At 62.7% G+C, this 15,630-nt stretch carries 13 protein-coding genes and 1 pseudogene; 4 read left to right on the forward strand and 10 right to left on the reverse strand.

Annotated features, from left to right (window positions below; genetic code table 11):
* Positions 1–13: 13 nt before the first annotated feature.
* From G6K99_RS01265 to otsB, 3 genes are all read right to left on the reverse strand, one after another.
* Positions 14–952, reverse strand: a complete 939-nt coding sequence (locus G6K99_RS01265) for a threonine/serine dehydratase (RefSeq protein WP_174195498.1) — start codon at positions 950–952, stop codon at positions 14–16.
* Between the two features lie 152 nt (positions 953–1,104).
* On the reverse strand, positions 1,105–2,484 hold the full coding sequence (otsA, locus tag G6K99_RS01270) for an alpha,alpha-trehalose-phosphate synthase (UDP-forming) (RefSeq protein WP_062454049.1): 1,380 nt from the start codon (positions 2,482–2,484) through the stop codon (positions 1,105–1,107).
* Between the two features lie 35 nt (positions 2,485–2,519).
* Positions 2,520–3,317: a trehalose-phosphatase gene (gene otsB / locus G6K99_RS01275; RefSeq protein WP_174195499.1), complete on the reverse strand. Its 798-nt coding sequence runs from the start codon at positions 3,315–3,317 to the stop codon at positions 2,520–2,522.
* Between the two features lie 192 nt (positions 3,318–3,509).
* On the opposite strand from otsB, the gene G6K99_RS01280 reads away from it, so the two are divergent.
* On the forward strand, positions 3,510–4,328 hold the full coding sequence (locus G6K99_RS01280) for a class II glutamine amidotransferase (RefSeq protein ID WP_113166959.1): 819 nt from the start codon (positions 3,510–3,512) through the stop codon (positions 4,326–4,328).
* A 3-nt stretch (positions 4,329–4,331) separates the two neighbouring features.
* Here the strand turns inward: G6K99_RS01280 and coaBC are convergent, their stop codons facing one another.
* Positions 4,332–5,537 carry a bifunctional phosphopantothenoylcysteine decarboxylase/phosphopantothenate--cysteine ligase CoaBC gene (gene coaBC, locus G6K99_RS01285; RefSeq protein ID WP_174196016.1) on the reverse strand — a complete coding sequence of 402 codons (1,206 nt, stop codon included), beginning with the start codon at positions 5,535–5,537 and terminating at the stop codon, positions 4,332–4,334.
* Positions 5,538–5,683: 146 nt separating this feature from the next.
* Between coaBC and G6K99_RS01290 the strand changes: the two are divergent.
* Positions 5,684–6,046: pseudogene (locus tag G6K99_RS01290) on the forward strand (glyoxalase superfamily protein); the annotation flags it as partial.
* A gap of 9 nt (positions 6,047–6,055) precedes the next feature.
* Here the strand turns inward: G6K99_RS01290 and G6K99_RS01295 are convergent.
* Positions 6,056–6,928: a LysR family transcriptional regulator gene (locus G6K99_RS01295; RefSeq protein ID WP_174195500.1), complete on the reverse strand. Its 873-nt coding sequence runs from the start codon at positions 6,926–6,928 to the stop codon at positions 6,056–6,058.
* Between the two features lie 97 nt (positions 6,929–7,025).
* On the opposite strand from G6K99_RS01295, the gene G6K99_RS01300 reads away from it, so the two are divergent.
* Positions 7,026–8,294 (forward strand): MFS transporter, encoded by a 1,269-nt coding sequence (locus G6K99_RS01300; protein ID WP_174195501.1) that lies wholly within the window; start codon positions 7,026–7,028, stop codon positions 8,292–8,294.
* Here G6K99_RS01300 and G6K99_RS01305 read toward each other — a convergent pair.
* The 5 genes from G6K99_RS01305 to ubiE all read right to left on the reverse strand — a co-directional run bounded on the left by G6K99_RS01305 (position 8,291) and on the right by ubiE (position 14,543).
* The gene (locus tag G6K99_RS01305) at positions 8,291–9,076 is read right to left on the reverse strand and encodes an ATP-dependent Clp protease proteolytic subunit (RefSeq protein WP_174195502.1); all 786 of its coding nucleotides are present in this window, start codon (positions 9,074–9,076) and stop codon (positions 8,291–8,293) included. The two genes, G6K99_RS01300 and G6K99_RS01305, sit on opposite strands and share 4 nt — an antisense overlap.
* Positions 9,063–10,430, reverse strand: a complete 1,368-nt coding sequence (locus G6K99_RS01310) for a hypothetical protein (protein WP_174195503.1) — start codon at positions 10,428–10,430, stop codon at positions 9,063–9,065. The genes G6K99_RS01305 and G6K99_RS01310 overlap by 14 nt, the downstream gene beginning before the upstream one ends.
* A gap of 95 nt (positions 10,431–10,525) precedes the next feature.
* Positions 10,526–12,112 (reverse strand): aromatic amino acid lyase, encoded by a 1,587-nt coding sequence (locus G6K99_RS01315; protein WP_062454041.1) that lies wholly within the window; start codon positions 12,110–12,112, stop codon positions 10,526–10,528.
* A gap of 87 nt (positions 12,113–12,199) precedes the next feature.
* A complete protein-coding gene (gene ubiB, locus G6K99_RS01320) occupies positions 12,200–13,762 on the reverse strand; it encodes a 2-polyprenylphenol 6-hydroxylase (protein ID WP_174195504.1) in 1,563 nt (520 codons plus the stop codon).
* A gap of 4 nt (positions 13,763–13,766) precedes the next feature.
* Positions 13,767–14,543, reverse strand: coding sequence for a bifunctional demethylmenaquinone methyltransferase/2-methoxy-6-polyprenyl-1,4-benzoquinol methylase UbiE (ubiE, locus tag G6K99_RS01325; RefSeq protein WP_174195505.1), 777 nt, complete (start codon positions 14,541–14,543; stop codon positions 13,767–13,769).
* 127 nt (positions 14,544–14,670) lie between these two features.
* On the opposite strand from ubiE, the gene mutM reads away from it, so the two are divergent.
* The gene (gene mutM / locus G6K99_RS01330) at positions 14,671–15,549 is read left to right on the forward strand and encodes a bifunctional DNA-formamidopyrimidine glycosylase/DNA-(apurinic or apyrimidinic site) lyase (protein ID WP_062454039.1); all 879 of its coding nucleotides are present in this window, start codon (positions 14,671–14,673) and stop codon (positions 15,547–15,549) included.
* The last annotated feature ends 81 nt before the right edge of the window (positions 15,550–15,630 follow it).

Genomic DNA, 15,630 nt, shown 5'->3' on the forward strand with positions numbered 1-15,630 from the left:
GTGGGTCGCACGCTCAGCCGAAATCGACTGCCGTCGTGTTCGATCCGCACACCAGCACGCAGACGCGCTCACCCGGTTGCGGACGGTATTTGCCCGACAAGACAGCCGCAAACGCCGCCGCACCACCCGGCTCGGTCACGAGCCTTGCGCCGGACCAGAGCGCCTTCTGTGCATCAAGAATGTCCTCGTCGGTCACGAGGACCGGCGGCTCGATGAATGCCTGGGCCACCGGAAACATCAGCTGCCCGACCTGCCGTGGGGCAAGCGAGTCTGCCGCGATACCGCCCGCCGGCGCATCCACGGGGCGGCCTGCCTTGAAGGCGTCGTAAAGCGTCGGAGCGCCGTCGGATTCCACGGCAACGATCTTCACCCGGCCGCGCATCCAGGATGCGATACCGCCGATCAGTCCGCCGCCGCCGACAGCCACCAGCAACGTCGTGATATGTGGCAGGTCTTCCTCGATTTCCTTGCCGAGCGTGCCTTGTCCCGCCAGCGTTTCCTTCTGGTCGAACGCATGCACCGCCATCGCCCCCGTCTGCGCGACATACTTCTCGCTTGCGGCCAGCGCATCCGCATAGCGGTCGCCGCCGATCACGAGCTCTGCCCCGTAAGAGCGGATGAGATCTATCTTCGCCTTGGAGGCGACGCTTGGGACAAAGATATGCGCGGGCACACCGAGCTTGTGGGCCGCATAGGCAACCGCTGCTCCGTGATTGCCGCCGGACGCCGCAACCACGCCTGCTGCCTGCACCTCGCGGCCAAGAAGATTGGTAAAGGCGCCGCGGACCTTGAACGAACCGGAATGCTGCAACTGCTCGAGCTTGAGATCGACTTGGCATGGTTCGGCCCCAAAGTCCTGCATGTCCACCCGCATCGTGGGGGTGCGGCGGATATGCGGACGGATCAGGGTTTCGGCTTCGGCAATATGTTCTGCTGTGACTACGACCGGCATGGAGACCTCGAAATGAATTGGCATCAATCCGCAGGCCGCGAAATGATGAAAAGGCAACGGGATCTATTCAGCGCATTGGCGGAGGCCGGTCAATCCGCCTCACTCAAGGGAGTCGAAGCCGCCCGGCATTGCGGGGCGGCTCCAGCGGATAGTCAGTCCTCGATGAGGTCCTTGAGGAAGTCGTCGCACCAGCGATTGATGTCGTAGGTCAGCAGGTGGTCCATCATCATCTGCCAGCGCTGCTTGCGCTCGTCGAGCGGCATGCTGAGCCCGCGCGCGATGGCATGCGCCGTTCCCTCGATGTCATAAGGGTTGACCAGAAGCGCGCCGCGCAGCTCGCGGGCCGCTCCGGCAAAGCGTGAAAGCACCAGCACGCCCGGATCTTCCGGATCCTGTGCCGCCACATATTCCTTGGCGACAAGGTTCATGCCGTCGCGCAGCGGGGTCACGAGGCCGATCTTCGCCAGCCGGTAGAGACCTGCAAGTACCGGGCGTGGCACGGATCTGTTGATATAGCGGATTGGCACCCAGTCCACGGTGCCGATCGCCCCGTTCACGCGGCCAGCCTGTTCGGCGACCATGCGCTGCATCTGCTCGTACTCCGGCACTTCGGAGCGCGATTTCGGCGTGATCTGCAGATAGGTCACCTTGTTGTGGTGATCCGGGTTGGTTGCGACAAACTGCTCGAAGGCGTCGATACGCTGGGTAATGCCCTTGGAATAATCCAGGCGGTCGACGCCGATGATGAGGTCCTTGCCCTCGACGCTCTGGCGCGCCTTGCGCACCATCGCGTTCTTTTCGGCCTTGATCGCGAATTTGGAAAAGATCTCGGTCTCGATCGAAATCGAGTAAGCGCCGCCCTTGAAGGTGCGCCCGAAGGTCGAGAACTTCTTGCCGCCGTCGATCCGCTCGCCGATCCCTTCGCGCACCAGCCCGCCGCCGAAATTGTCCAGATCGAAATCCGTCTGGAAACCGACCAGGTCATACTGCGAAAGACCGCGCATGATCTGCTCGTGAACCGGCATGGTGAACAGCACGTCCGCCGGCGGCCACGGAATATGCAGGAAGAAGCCGATCTTGTTCTTGAAGCCCATCTGGCGAAGTTCGGCTGCCAGCGGGATCAGGTGGTAGTCATGCACCCAGATGATGTCGTCTTCCTTCAGAAGCGGCGCAAGCTTCTGCGCAAAGAAGCGGTTCACCCGGAAATAGCCGGCCATTTCCTTGCGACCGTATTCGGCCAAGTCCATCCGGTAGTGGCAGATCGGCCAGAGCACCCGGTTGGCAAAGCCGTGGTAATATTCCTCGACGTCGGTGTCGGTGAGATCGGTCAGCGCATAGGTGATCGCGCCATGCTCCTGCATCTCGAGCGGGCCGGGTTCCTCGTTGCCGCTGGAATTGCCAGACCAACCCATCCAGATGCCGCCGCGTTCCTCAAGGGCTGCCTGCAGGGCTACGGCAAGGCCGCCGGCAGGTGCCGCACCGGTCTTGTCCGGAACGGTGACGCGGTTCGATACGACCACTAGACGGCTCACGATATTTCCTTTCGAAAATGCATTCTCAAATCAGTTCAGGCTGCGGCAAGCTTGGCGATCAACGCGCGCAGTTCGGCGGCCGATCCCAATGTTGCCGACGCGACGGTGTCTGCCGCGATATCGGAAATACGGATCGAGTGGCCGCCCAGCTTGTTGGCAACCCTGAACATCGCCTCATCAGTTACATCGTCACCGATCGCGATCGGCAACCGGCCGGCAAATGGCTCTTCGCTGAGAAAAGCCCGCAGCGCATCGCCCTTGCTGGCGCGGGCAGGGCGGATTTCCACCACCATCTTCCCCCGCTGCAGAGTGAAGTCGGATCCTGCCCGCTCGCGATAGCGTTCCATCGCCGCCTCGACTTGCCCCTGGAATGTCGGCGCCTGTCGGTAGTGGGCAGCCACGGCCAGCCCCTTGTCCTCGACAAGAACGCCCGGCCAGGCTGCTGCTTCCTCGGCAAGGCTTGCTTTCAGCGCCTCGAAATCAGGACCTGGCGTTACCCGCTCGATCGCTCCCGACATCGATCGTCTTTCCGCCCCGTGCAGGCCGGCAATCGGAAAGACATGCGGCTTGAACAGCTGATCGGCGTAGGGCAGAGCCCGACCCGTCACCAGCGCCATGGCACCGCTCAGTTTCGCGGAAAGCCGGGTCAGATTCTCGGCCAGATCGTCAGGCACGACGATACCATCAGGCGTATCCGCGATGTCGATCAGCGTACCGTCGATATCGAAGAAAACTGCCCATTTCCCGGGCTGGTTCAGCACTTCGTGCAGAATGTCGGTGCCGTCAGATGTGCCGGCATGCGCGTCCGCGCTCGATTTTGTATCATCAACCATGCAGCTTCATTTAGGCTTTGAAGCCGCCGCGACAACAGGCTGAGGCAACATTGCGTTGCAAAACGTGATGGGGAAGGGGCCACAAAACTGTCATCTGGGCCGGTAATTCATTTTTCATTAACCCTATTTCGAGACGCTTGATTTTCGACGGTTGCGTGCGTTGCAGGCAGACAGAGTGGAGCAGAAAGACAGATGTGTCGTTGGGCAGCTTATCGGGGCGAACCGCTTTATCTGGAAGAACTGGTCTCTTCGCCCGCCCATTCCCTGATCGAGCAATCCCACTGTGCCACACGCGCAAAGACCGCCACCAATGGCGATGGTTTCGGCATCGCCTGGTATGGAGACAGACCAGAGCCTGGCCGCTACAGGGACATTCTTCCGGCCTGGTCCGACTGCAATCTGCGCAGTATCGCACGGCAGATCCGCTCGCCACTGTTTCTTGCCCATGTCCGCGCCGCAACGACGGGCGCAACACGGCGCGACAACTGTCACCCCTTCGTGCATGGCCACTGGTCCTTCATGCACAATGGCCAGGTCGCGAGCTTCGAAGCGATCCGCCGGCCGCTCGAAAGCCTGTTATCGGACGAACTGTTCTCGGCCCGGACCGGATCGACTGATTCCGAGCTTCTCTTCCTGCTGGCGCTGCAGTTCGGCATGGATGCCGATCCCTTGGGCGCAATGGAAAAGGCGATCGCCGCCGTCGAAGACATCTCGATGGAACGGCTTGGCACGGCACTCGTGCGCTTCACCGCATGCTTTTCCAACGGCCGCCAGCTTTATGCGGTGCGATATGCCACGGATCACAAGCCACCGACACTTTATGCCGCACCGATGACAGGCAAGGGGTCGGATGCGGATGGATCAAAGACCGGTTACTGCCTGGTGTCGGAACCTTTGAACGACGAGGCCGATACCTGGGTGGAAATTCCAGATGGCAGCGCCGTCAAGGTCTGCCCGGATGGCATGCAGGCGTTGCTCTTCCAGCCGCAGGCGCTGTCGAAGGCCGCGTGATCCTCATGCGAGCCGGGCCGCTATCAGCTCGGCGAGCCGCATCGCAACCTCGTCCTTGCCAAGATCCGGCCACGCCTCGATAGCGGTCTCGGAGATGATCTTCACCTGATTGCGCATGCCGCCCATGACGCCGGTCTGAGGAGAGACGTCGTTTGCGACGATCAGGTCCGCACCCTTTCGCTGAAGCTTCGATCGCCCGTTCTCTTCCACATTCTGCGTCTCGGCAGCGAAACCGACGACAAGCGTGGGGCGCTTGTCGTGATGCCCAACGGTTTTGAGGATGTCGGGGTTTTCCGTCAACGTCAGCGGAGCCGGTGCTTCGCCCGGCATTTTCTTGATCTTCTGGTCGGCGGAGGTTGCCACCCGCCAGTCGGCGACGGCCGCCACCATCACGGCGATATCGGCGGGCAGACGCCTTGTCACGGCCTCGAGCATCTCGGCGGCCGTCTCCACATGCAGCGTCGTGACGCCAGCGGGATCGGGGATCGTTACCGGGCCTGAAACCAGCGTCACGTCGGCACCGAGTTTCGCCAGCGCCGCTGCAATCGCGTGGCCCTGACGGCCGGACGAGCGGTTGGCGATGTAGCGCACCGGATCGATCGGCTCATGGGTGGGGCCGGAGGTCACGATGGCGGTCTTGCCGGCCAGCGGTTTCGGCGAAGCATCAAGCAGCGCAATCGCCGCGGCAGCGATTTGCAACGGCTCTGCCATCCGGCCGGCGCCGGCCTCGTTGCTCTCAGCCATCTCGCCGACCATCGGGCCAATCATATGGATGCCATCAGCCTTCAGTGTCTCGGCATTGCGTTTCGTCGGAGGAGCCGACCACATTTTCGGGTTCATGGCAGGCGCCACCAGCACGGGCAGATCGGTCGCCAGAAGCACGGCGCTTGCCAGGTCGTCCGCCATTCCGTGGGCCATCTTTGCCATCAGGTCGGCACTTGCGGGTGCGACGATCACGAGGTCCGCGTCGCGCGCCAGCCGGATATGGCCGACATCCTGCTCGTCCTCGCGCGAAAAGATCTCCGTATAGACATGCCCGCCCGACAATGCCCCGACGGCAAGCGGCGTCACGAACTCCTGGGCAGCCCTGGTCATGACCGGCCGCACCGAGGCGCCGCGTTCGCGCAGCCGCCGGATCAGGTCGAGGCTCTTGTAAGCCGCGATCCCGCCGGAGATGATGAGAAGGATACGCTTGTCTTTGAGTTCCATAGCCCGCCCGCTTTCGAAGTGACCGGAAGCTAGGGTTTTGTTCTTGAACATGCAATCGTCCTGCAGCAAGAGTGGTGAAACTCCCATGAACGGCGGTCGCAATGAATGATTTCAAGTCGGTCGAACCTGCCTCAAGCCAGACCCTGATCCAGCCAGCCATCCCGATCTTCCGCATTTTCGACGTCGGCAAGGCGATGGAGTTCTATTGCGGGTTCTTAAGCTTCACCGTCGACTGGGAGCATCGGTTCGCTCCCGACGCACCGCTCTATTGCCAGATATCGCGCAGCGGCATGCTGATGCATCTGTCCGAACATGCGGGCGATGCCTCGCCGGGTGCCCGCGTGTTTGTCCCCATCACCGGTGCTGCAGCGCTCCACGATGAACTCAATGCCAAGGACTATCCATATATGCGGCCGGGGCTGCATCAGGCGCCCTGGGGTCTGGAGGTGTCCGTGACGGATCCTTTCAGCAATCGCATCACCTTCTGCGAACGCGAGATCAAGGGCTAACCGGTCAGCCTAGACCAGTTCGAACAGGTTGAGCGCGATCGGGGAACGCTGTGCCTTCATCACGGCGATGCCCAGTCGCGCCACCGGTCCCGGCCCCTCGATCGGCCGGTACACGACGCCCTCGATGGCGATCTTCGTGATGGAGCCCGGGACGATCGAGACGCCCAGCCCTGCGGCAACCAGATTGACCACGGACGGGATCTGCGGCGCTTCCTGGGTGACGTTGAGCTCGAACCCCGCATCGCGGCAGGCGCTGAGGATATCGTCGAACAGGCTGAGACCCACCGTGCGCGGAAACAGCACGAAGGGCTCTCCTGCAAGCGCTGCGATCGGCACGCTCCGTAAGGTCGCAAGCTCATGGTTCGCCGGCAGTGCGATCAGCATCGGCTCGTCCGCCAGACGTTTCAGCCGCACCGCCTTCGGGTCTTCCAAGCCTGGACGGATGAAAGCAGCGTCGATCTCGCCGCGTTCCAGTTTCTCGATCAGCCAGTTGCTGTTCATTTCCGCAAGCGACAGCGCAACGCCCGGCCACTCGCTCCGGAAACGCCGGATCGCGGCGGTTACGACCGGGTTGAAGGCCGCAGACGCGGTAAAGCCCAGCGCCAGCTTGCCTGTCTCGCCGCGCGCGGCACGGCGGGCAGAAAGTTTCGCAGCCTCTGCTGCCGCAAGCGAAGCCCGCGCTTCGGGCAGAAACGCTGCGCCGGCCGCAGTCAGTTCCGCACCATGCGGCACCCGGTGAAAAAGCGCTGCCCCGATCTCGGTTTCCAGATCGCGGATCTGCTGGCTGAGCGGTGGCTGGCCAATACCAAGCCGTGCCGCAGCCCGCGTGAAATTCTGCTCCTCGGCGACAGCGAGGAAATAGCGGATATGCCTCAGTTCCATCGGTATCTGTAAAACCTATCGAGAACGCCTGCGCCATATATTGGATTAATGGGAACCGACTGGCTACCTTTGATAGACCTGAAAGGTCGAATACCCCATGCCCGCCTCCGCATCCCTGAACGCCGATTTGTCCGCGGCATTGAACGGTCAAGCTCTTGCAGAAGAGGGGGAGGGGGAGAAGCTCTATCTCGTCCGCGGCACGCCGGCCTATCGGAGGGCAAGTCTGGCCTTCTTCATGTCCGGCTTTTCGACCTTTGCACTGCTCTACTGCGTCCAGCCGCTGATGCCGATCTTCGCGCGTGATTTCGGCGTCAGTCCGGCTGCAAGCTCGCTGTCCCTGTCGCTCTCGACGGGCTTTCTGGCGGTCGCCATCTTTTGCGCCGCCGCCGTTTCGGAGCGGTTCGGCCGCCGCAGCCTGATGTTCGTGTCCCTGCTCGGCGCCTCGATCTGCACCATCGCCTGCGCCGCCATGCCCAACTGGAACCTGCTTCTGATCATTCGTGCGCTGGAAGGCCTGTTGCTCGGCGGCGTTCCGGCGGTCGCCATGGCCTATCTGTCGGAGGAAGTCGATCCGAAAGGGCTCGGCGCCGCGATGGGCCTTTATATCGCCGGCAACGCCTTTGGCGGCATGGCTGGGCGTGTCGTCACCGGGGTTCTGGCGGAATATTTCTCCTGGCGTCTGGCGCTTGTCGGCATGGGCGCGCTCGGCATCGTCGCCGCCATCGGCTTTCTCGTTCTCCTGCCGCCATCGCGCAACTTCGTGCCGCGCAAATCCAGCCTGCGCTATCATGTCGATGCCTGGCTCGGTCACCTGAACCATCCGGCCCTGGCACTCCTGTTCGCCATCGGTTTCCTGCTGATGGGTGCATTCGTCACCATCTACAATTACATCGGCTTCCGGCTGGTGGACGCACCCTACAGTCTCGATCAGACGGAGCTCGGCCTCATCTTCACGGTCTATCTGTTCGGTATCGTCACGTCCTGGGCCGCGGGTATTCTTGGGGATCGCTTCGGCCATTTCGCCGTCATGCTCACGGGCATCGTCCTGGCTTTTGCTGGTGTCGTCATCACACTCGCCACGCCGCTGCCGCTGATCATTCTCGGCATCGTCCTGCTCACCTCCGGCTTCTTCATCGCCCATTCTGTGGCAAGTGCTTTGGTCGGCCGGATGGCGAAAGGCACTAAGGGCCACGCCTCCTCGCTCTATCTTCTGGGATATTATCTGGGCTCGAGCGTCGCCGGCTCGGTGGGCGGCCACTTCTGGAGCGCCGATGGCTGGTGGGCCGTATCGGCATTTACCGGGACCATGCTGGCGCTCGCACTGATGGCAGCGCTGCTGTCGCGCAGTATCACGCGCCGCGGCTAGCTCTTCTTGGCCGACGCGTTGACGGCGGGAGCCGGCGGGGTCGTCAGTTTGAAATCCGTCATTTCCTTCGGCGTCAGATAGTACAGTCGGTCCGGCGGGGTCTCCAGTGCGTGCAGCCACAGGCCGGAGCCGATCCCCATTTCCTCCAGATGCCGCGAGACGCGCGCCGTGGTCGCCTGTGCGCCGGACATTGCCTCGTCGGCGCTCGGCCTGTTGCGGCCGCCGTTGAACACCTGGTGCACACCGATCACCGCATCCTTTTGGGCCACCCGCGTGACACCACCGGCAAACACGATCGGGCAGGAGGAAGCACAGAGCCCCTTGGTCACCACAAGCGTGGCCAGCTTCTTCTCTCGGATCAGCTTCGACATGGCGATCGCGTCGCCCACCGAGCCGCCGGGGGAGTTGAGCGACACCGTCTTCACATATTCGCCGCGGGCTTCAATCTCGGTCGCAAAGCGCTCGGCAGCACCCGGCTCGATCGCTCCTTCAGCCTTCAGAATGCCACCCGTTGTCAGGTTGAAGGTCATCGCCTTGCGCAGCACGTCTGCCGGGCTTGAAGGCTCGACGGGCGGCGCTGCCGGTCGCCCCTCGGTCAGCGCTGGTGGCAGCACGGGATCCGTCTCGCGCATCGGATCGTAACCCGGGCTCTCGGGCTTTGCAGTCGCGATCTCGCGAATGTCGGTCACGAGGAAAATGCCGGAAATGCCGAGCATCAAATAAAACACGCCGCGCAGGATGACACCGTCGTCGAGCCGGCGGATTGCCTCACCGATCCTCATGGCTGCGGTCCCGGCGCGTTTTCGGATCGAGACTGGTGATATTGGTATTCTCGTCGGCCTTTGCCTCTTCGGCCTTCACCTCGTCCGCCTTCCGCTCGGCCAATCGGGCGTCCTCCTCGGATGTCACGGGCTTTTCCATGGCAGCGGTCGCCTGTTCCACGCTCATGCCGCTGGCGCTGACGGCGCGCTGGACTTCGAGCGCCTGCAAAAGCTCGGCAGCGGTAATGCGCTCGGCAAACGGAAGCGGGTCCTCCTGTCTCCGGATCGCGCCATGCACGACGGCCAGGATGAACACCATCACACCCGGCAGAAGGTCGATGGAGATCGCGCCGGCCCAGGCGGGAATAAAGTCGCCGGCATATTCCAGAACGGCGCCGGCCGGCGAAAGCGGCACGAAGCGCCGTTCTCCGACAGTCGGACGCGACAGGATCTCGTCGGCAGCCTTGGCCAGCGCCTTGGATTGCGCGCTCACCGAAGCCTTCACCGTCTCCATTACCTGGTTCTGGCGGTTGACGAGGTCGGGCGCGGCGCCATCCGGCACCGGCGCAATAAAGCCGATCGCCAGATCGTCTGCCGCACGACGGATCGACGGCGCGATCGAGGTCTGCGAGAGCGAGGACACGACCCCCGTCAGCGCCACGGCTTCGGTTGAGAACTGGTCGGCGCGAGGTCCGATATCGCCCGGCGCCGAGACCAGCCCGCGCATCGCCTCAAGCCGCTTCTGGCCCTGTTCGAAAAGATCGGCCACCTGTTCGCGCGACCCGTTGATATTGCCTTCCAGCGATTTCATCTGGGCCGACATCTGGGTGAGCAACTGCACCACGCTGCCGGAGCCGGTGGTGCCGGTCAGCGAGCCGGACTGGCGCTCGACACCGGCAAGCTGCGAGAACCGCTCACCGGCGCGCTGGATATCCGGCAGCAGGCTCTGCGCGGCGATCGCGTTCTGGTGCGCGCGGTCGAGATCGGCCGTATAGGCTTCCACGGTTTCGGAAAGGTGCTGTTCGACGGCGGACGAACCGGCAAGTGCCGCAGCGTTCAGCCAGCTCGACATCGCCATGATCATCACGGCACCTGCGGCCATCACTGCCAGCATTGCCGTGCGCCCGGTCCGCGATGTGATATGCGGATAGAACCGCGCCATGTAGGACCAGAAGGCATAGATGCCGACCGACACCGACACCGAATAGATGATCGCGGCAAAGAACACCGCCGTCGGCGAGCCGTCGAGAATGGTGCGGGCACCGAGATAGGTGTAGACGCCCGATGCCAGGGCCAGCACTGCCAGCGCAAAGCGCGTCATCGTTTCGACGGCAACAACGCCGTCCTGCAGCCGTCGGGAAGCGCCAAGCGCCATGGGCAAACTCCAAATGGCCACCTGGGGGGCACGCGAAAGGACTATATTCCTTTAAGAAAGTCTGAAGAAACCGGCGGAATAAAGGCGTATTACGCTCACGGTTGCGTGGGCTGCACGCCCTGCATGCCGAAGCCACCAAGCGCGAAGAAACCGTCGATCGCATGGATCGGCGAGATGGCGATCAACTCCGTCAGGAAGGCCTCCGACGCGAGTTCCGCCTCGATCGCCTCAACCTCCGCCGAAAGCGGCCGATCGACCGTGTAGAAGGCTGCATGGCGGCGTACGGCATCGTAGATCAGCTTGACCGCACCGCCCGGCTCGTCGCCATGGATATCCATGGCCTGGGCTGCCAGCAACGCTTCCAGCGCGGCCAGTCGCTGCAGCGCCTGAACCTGTCGCTCGAACCGTTCGATCACCAGCGGCAGGAAGGCTGCCTCGTCTTCCATACCGCCGGCCACCACCAGCGACTGAGCCGAAACCGGGTTGGTCATCGACAGCACGCGTGAGAAGATTTCCCCGGCCAGCTTGATGATTGGGCCGAAGCCGGTCGCGATCACACCATGCGGAACCAGATTGACCGGCAGATCGCGGCGCTGGCCGTTTCCAAGAAGAACGCAGCGGTTGAAGGCATTGCGTGCCGCATGCGCCATCGTCAGCGATGCCGATTCCAGGAGCACCGTAACGTCGAGCGGCAGCGAACCGCCTGACGTCAGAACCCGGCCGTCGACGATCACGGGGTTGTCGTCGGAGCGGCCCGTCGCCGCCAGTATCTTGTGGCCGGCGGTCAGCACGCTTTCAAACACCGTGCCGAACACCTGCGCGATCATACGCAGGCTCAACGGGTCCTGGATTTGCGTTGCCTTCGGCCAGTCCCAGCCTTCGGACGCGTTGCACAGCCATTTGCCGATCATCGCCTCGCGTGGCGTGCCCACATGGGTGACGGCAATCCACGGGTCGCGGGATCCGCCCATCGCACCGGAAGCGGCCATGCCTGTGGCAAGCAGCGTTCGGATGGCGCAGGCGGCCGTGCGCGTCGCGTCGGCGGCGGCCGCAAAGCTGACGGAATTGACGCTGAGCGAGGCAAGGCTGTCGCGCGGCGCCATTTTCATCGGCGCGATGCCTGCCGCCGCAAAGGCTTCCGCTGCGGGCAGGCGGCGTCCCTCGAACATTGCCTCGCCGACGCCGGTCAGGACAGCACCGATCTGCCCCATCAGACCGATATCGGCGCAGCCGATCGAGCCGGTGCGCCGCACGACCGGAATGACGTCGGCCTGCAGCAGATCGAGATAGGCCTGAACCAGTTCGGTCGAGCAACCCACATAGCCCGTCAGCGCCGTGTTGACGCGCAACGCCATCGCATTGCGCACGACGCAGATCGGAAACGGTTCGCCGGTGCCGAAGTGATGGGCCCGGACGAGCCCGATATTGAAAGCGTCCAGCTCTTCCGGCGACCACGCGACGTCCTTCATCGCACCAACGCCGGTCGTCGCGCCATAGACGGGCGTGCCCTCGGCAATCGTGCTTTCCAGCACCAACCGCGCCGCAGCGACACGGGCAAGCCCTTCGGCACTGGCTGTCACGGTTACTTCGCCACGGCCGATCTTGATCAGCTCGGCAAAGCCGATCGGCTGGCCGGTGAGTTCGATTGTGATGCGGTCTGGGTTTTTGGGTGCGGCGGACATGGCATTCCTTTTTGCCCGCACACTAATTCATCCTGTCGTCCAAGGTATATCCCAGAACCTGGACATCTGATGTCGCAACGCGCCTTTTCAGACGACGGCGAAGGCGATGACGACGAGCGAGATCGCGATGATCCACAGTGCCCAGCGGCCGGAGCGGCTGTGCCGGGCTTCCGCCTTGCCGATCGCGTCTGCCGTTTCGGGATCGAAACGCAGGCCGTGTTCGCTCATGTGAACGAGTTCCCGGTGCAGGGTTTCCGTCTTGGCGGCAATCTCCGGCAAGGCTTCGGCGAGCTTCAGCCCTGCCTTCATCCCGTCCTTAAGGTCGGATGCGATGCGCTTGGGGCCAAGATTGTCGCGGATCCACTGGCCGACGACCGGCTCTGCGGCCTTCCACATGTTGAAACGCGGGTCGAGGATACGCGAAACGCCTTCGACGACGACCATGGTCTTCTGCAAGAGGATCAACTGCGGCTGGGTCTGCATCTCGAACAGGTCGGTCACTTCGAACAGCAGCGCCAGCAGCCGGGCCATGGAGATGGTTTCGGCGGGCTGACCGTGGATCGGCTCGCCGATCGCCCGGATCGCCTGCGCGAAGGCTGCCACGTCGTGATGCGCAGGCACATAGCCCGCTTCGAAATGCACCTCGGCGACACGCATATAGTCGCGGGTAATAAAGCCGTAGAGGATTTCGGCGAGGAAGCGTCGTTCCTTTTTGCCCAGCCGTCCGGTGATCCCCATGTCGACGGCGACGATCGTACCGTCCCGCTCGACGAAGAGGTTGCCGGGATGCATGTCGGCATGGAAGAAGCCGTCGCGAAGCGTGTGACGCAGGAAGGACTGGATCAGCACTTCTGCGAGCTTTTCCAGATCGTGGCCGGCAGCCCTCAGCGCCGGGACGTCGTTCATCTTGGCGCCGTCGATCCACTCCATGGTGATGACGTCGCGGCCGGTCCGTTCCCAGTCCACTTCAGGCACGCGGAAACCTGGGTCGTCCGCCGTGTTTTCGGCAATCTCGGAAAGGGCTGCAGCCTCCAGGCGCAGGTCCATTTCCATCTTGGTCGTCTGTTCCAGCGTCCGCGTCACCTCAATCGGGCGAAGCCGGCGGCTGGAGGGCATCAGGCGTTCCTGCATGCGGGCAACCACATACATGCCTTCGATGTCATTTGCGAAACGCTGGCGCACGCCGGGGCGCACCACTTTCACGGCCATCTTTTTGCCGTTCACTTCGGCCGGGTGCACCTGCGCGATCGAGGCGGCCGCAATCGGCTCTTCGAACGATGTGTAGAGATCACTGATCGGGCGGCCAAGCGAGGTCTCGACGGCGGTTTTGGCAGCATCCGTGGGGAAGAAGGCCATCCGGTCCTGCAGCATGGCAAGATCGACGGCCCAGTCGACGCCGACGACATCCGGGCGGGTGGCGAGAAATTGGCCGATCTTCACATAGGAAGGACCAAGCCTTCCCACGGCGCGGGTCAGCCTTTCGCTGCGGGGCTGCTTCTTCGCCCTGAAACGGGTGAGCGGCTCGAGCATGGACTTGAGAATACCGACGGCCGGCGGCAGGTCGTGGGTCGGCAGGGCCGAAACCACGCCTTCGCGGACAAGAACCCAGCCGACGCGGGCGAGCCGGAAATAAGCGCCGATCGTGCTCATCGCTTCAGAGCTTCCAGCCGGAATGCAGGGCTGCTATCCCGCCGGTATAATTGGTGTAGCTCACACGCGAAAAACCGGCAGTCCGGATCATCGCTGCGAAATTCTCCTGGTTGGGGAATTTGCGGATCGATTCCACCAGATACTGGTAGGGCTCGGAATCACCGGTGATCATCTTGCCGAAGCGCGGGATCGCCCGGAACGACCACTCGTCATAGAACTTGTCGAGCAGCGGAAGCTCCACTTCCGAAAATTCCAGAACCAGCAACCGTCCGCCACGCTTCAGCACGCGAAAGGCTTCAGACAGCGCCACGTCCATGCGCGGAACGTTGCGGATCCCGAAGGCGACAGTATAGGCGTCGAAGGAATTGTCCTCGAATGGCAGGGATTCTGCATTCGCCTCGATGAAATCGAGATTGCCAGACAGCTTTTTCTTCTGCGCCCGCTCGGCACCCACGGCCAGCATCGAGCCATTGATATCGAGCACCGTCGTATGGGCCTTGAGGCCCGACGCCTCGACGATGCGGAATGCGACGTCGCCGGTGCCGCCGGCCACATCCAGCGTCCGGTAGCTTGCATCCTTGCGCGGATTGAGCGCGGTAATCATCGCGTCCTTCCACACCCGGTGCATGCCGGCCGACATGACGTCGTTCATCACGTCGTAGCGCTTGGCGACCTTGTGGAACACGTCGTTGACGAGGCCCTGCTTTTCCCCATCGGCCACCTGGCGGAAGCCATAGGAGGTTTCCATTCCGCCTTCGGCGCGGGTGCGGGCTTCGGTCATGGGCAGCTCCTCGGTGTCTCTATCCAGGCGGACCATAGCGAAACCGGTTTCCGGACGCTATGTGGTGGATTACCGACCGGTCTATAGAGCACCGGCGGCATCGTTGAAACAGGAAGTTAGGTAGACCATGCCCGAATTGCCAGAGGTCGAAACCGTTCGTCGCGGCCTTTCTCCGGCCATGGAGGGAGCAAAGCTTGCAAGGCTGCAGCTGAACCGCACCGATCTGCGCTTTCCGTTCCCGGAAAATCTTGTCGCCGCAGTCGAAGGCCGGCAGATCATCGCGCTGGGAAGACGCGCCAAATACCTGCTGATCGACCTCGAAGACGATCTCACCATCATTGCCCATCTCGGCATGTCCGGCTCGTTCAGGGTCGAGGAAGAGGCGCTTGGCACATTTCATCATCCGCGCTCCAAGGACGAGAAGCATGACCACGTCGTCTTTCATCTGGAGCGTGGCAACGAGACATTGAAGGTCATCTATAATGATCCGCGCCGTTTCGGCTTCCTGCATCTGGCAAAGCGCAGCGAGCTCGATCTCTACCCGGCATTTGCGCAACTCGGTCCGGAGCCGACCGGCAACGCGCTCGATGCGGAGTATCTCGGCAAGCGGTTTTCCGGCAAGGCGCAGCCATTGAAGAGCACGCTGCTCGATCAGACCGTGATCGCCGGTCTCGGCAATATCTATGTCTGCGAAGCGCTGTGGCGCGCGCACCTGTCGCCGAAGAGGGCAGCGGGCAGCATCGTCACGCCCAAGGGCCGGCCGAAGAAGGAGCTGGTGCTGCTGACGGAAGCGATCCGCGCTGTCATTGCCGATGCGATTGCAGCCGGCGGCTCGTCTCTGCGCGACCATATCCAGACGGACGGCTCGCTTGGCTATTTCCAGCATTCCTTCTCTGTCTATGACCAGGAGGATAAGCCCTGCCGCACGCCGGGCTGCGGCGGCACCGTTGCTCGTATCACCCAAGCCGGCCGCTCCACCTTCTACTGCCCGCGCTGCCAGAAGTGATCAGCCGTTGCAGGCGATGTTTGAAGGCGCGTCCCTATAAGGAGAGTGGGAGGGGTTATGGTCGCGAAAAGGACGCGGGAC

The sequence above is a fragment of the Neorhizobium sp. AL 9.2.2 genome (genome assembly GCF_013317225.1).
Classification (GTDB): Bacteria; Pseudomonadota; Alphaproteobacteria; order Rhizobiales; family Rhizobiaceae; genus Neorhizobium; species Neorhizobium soli.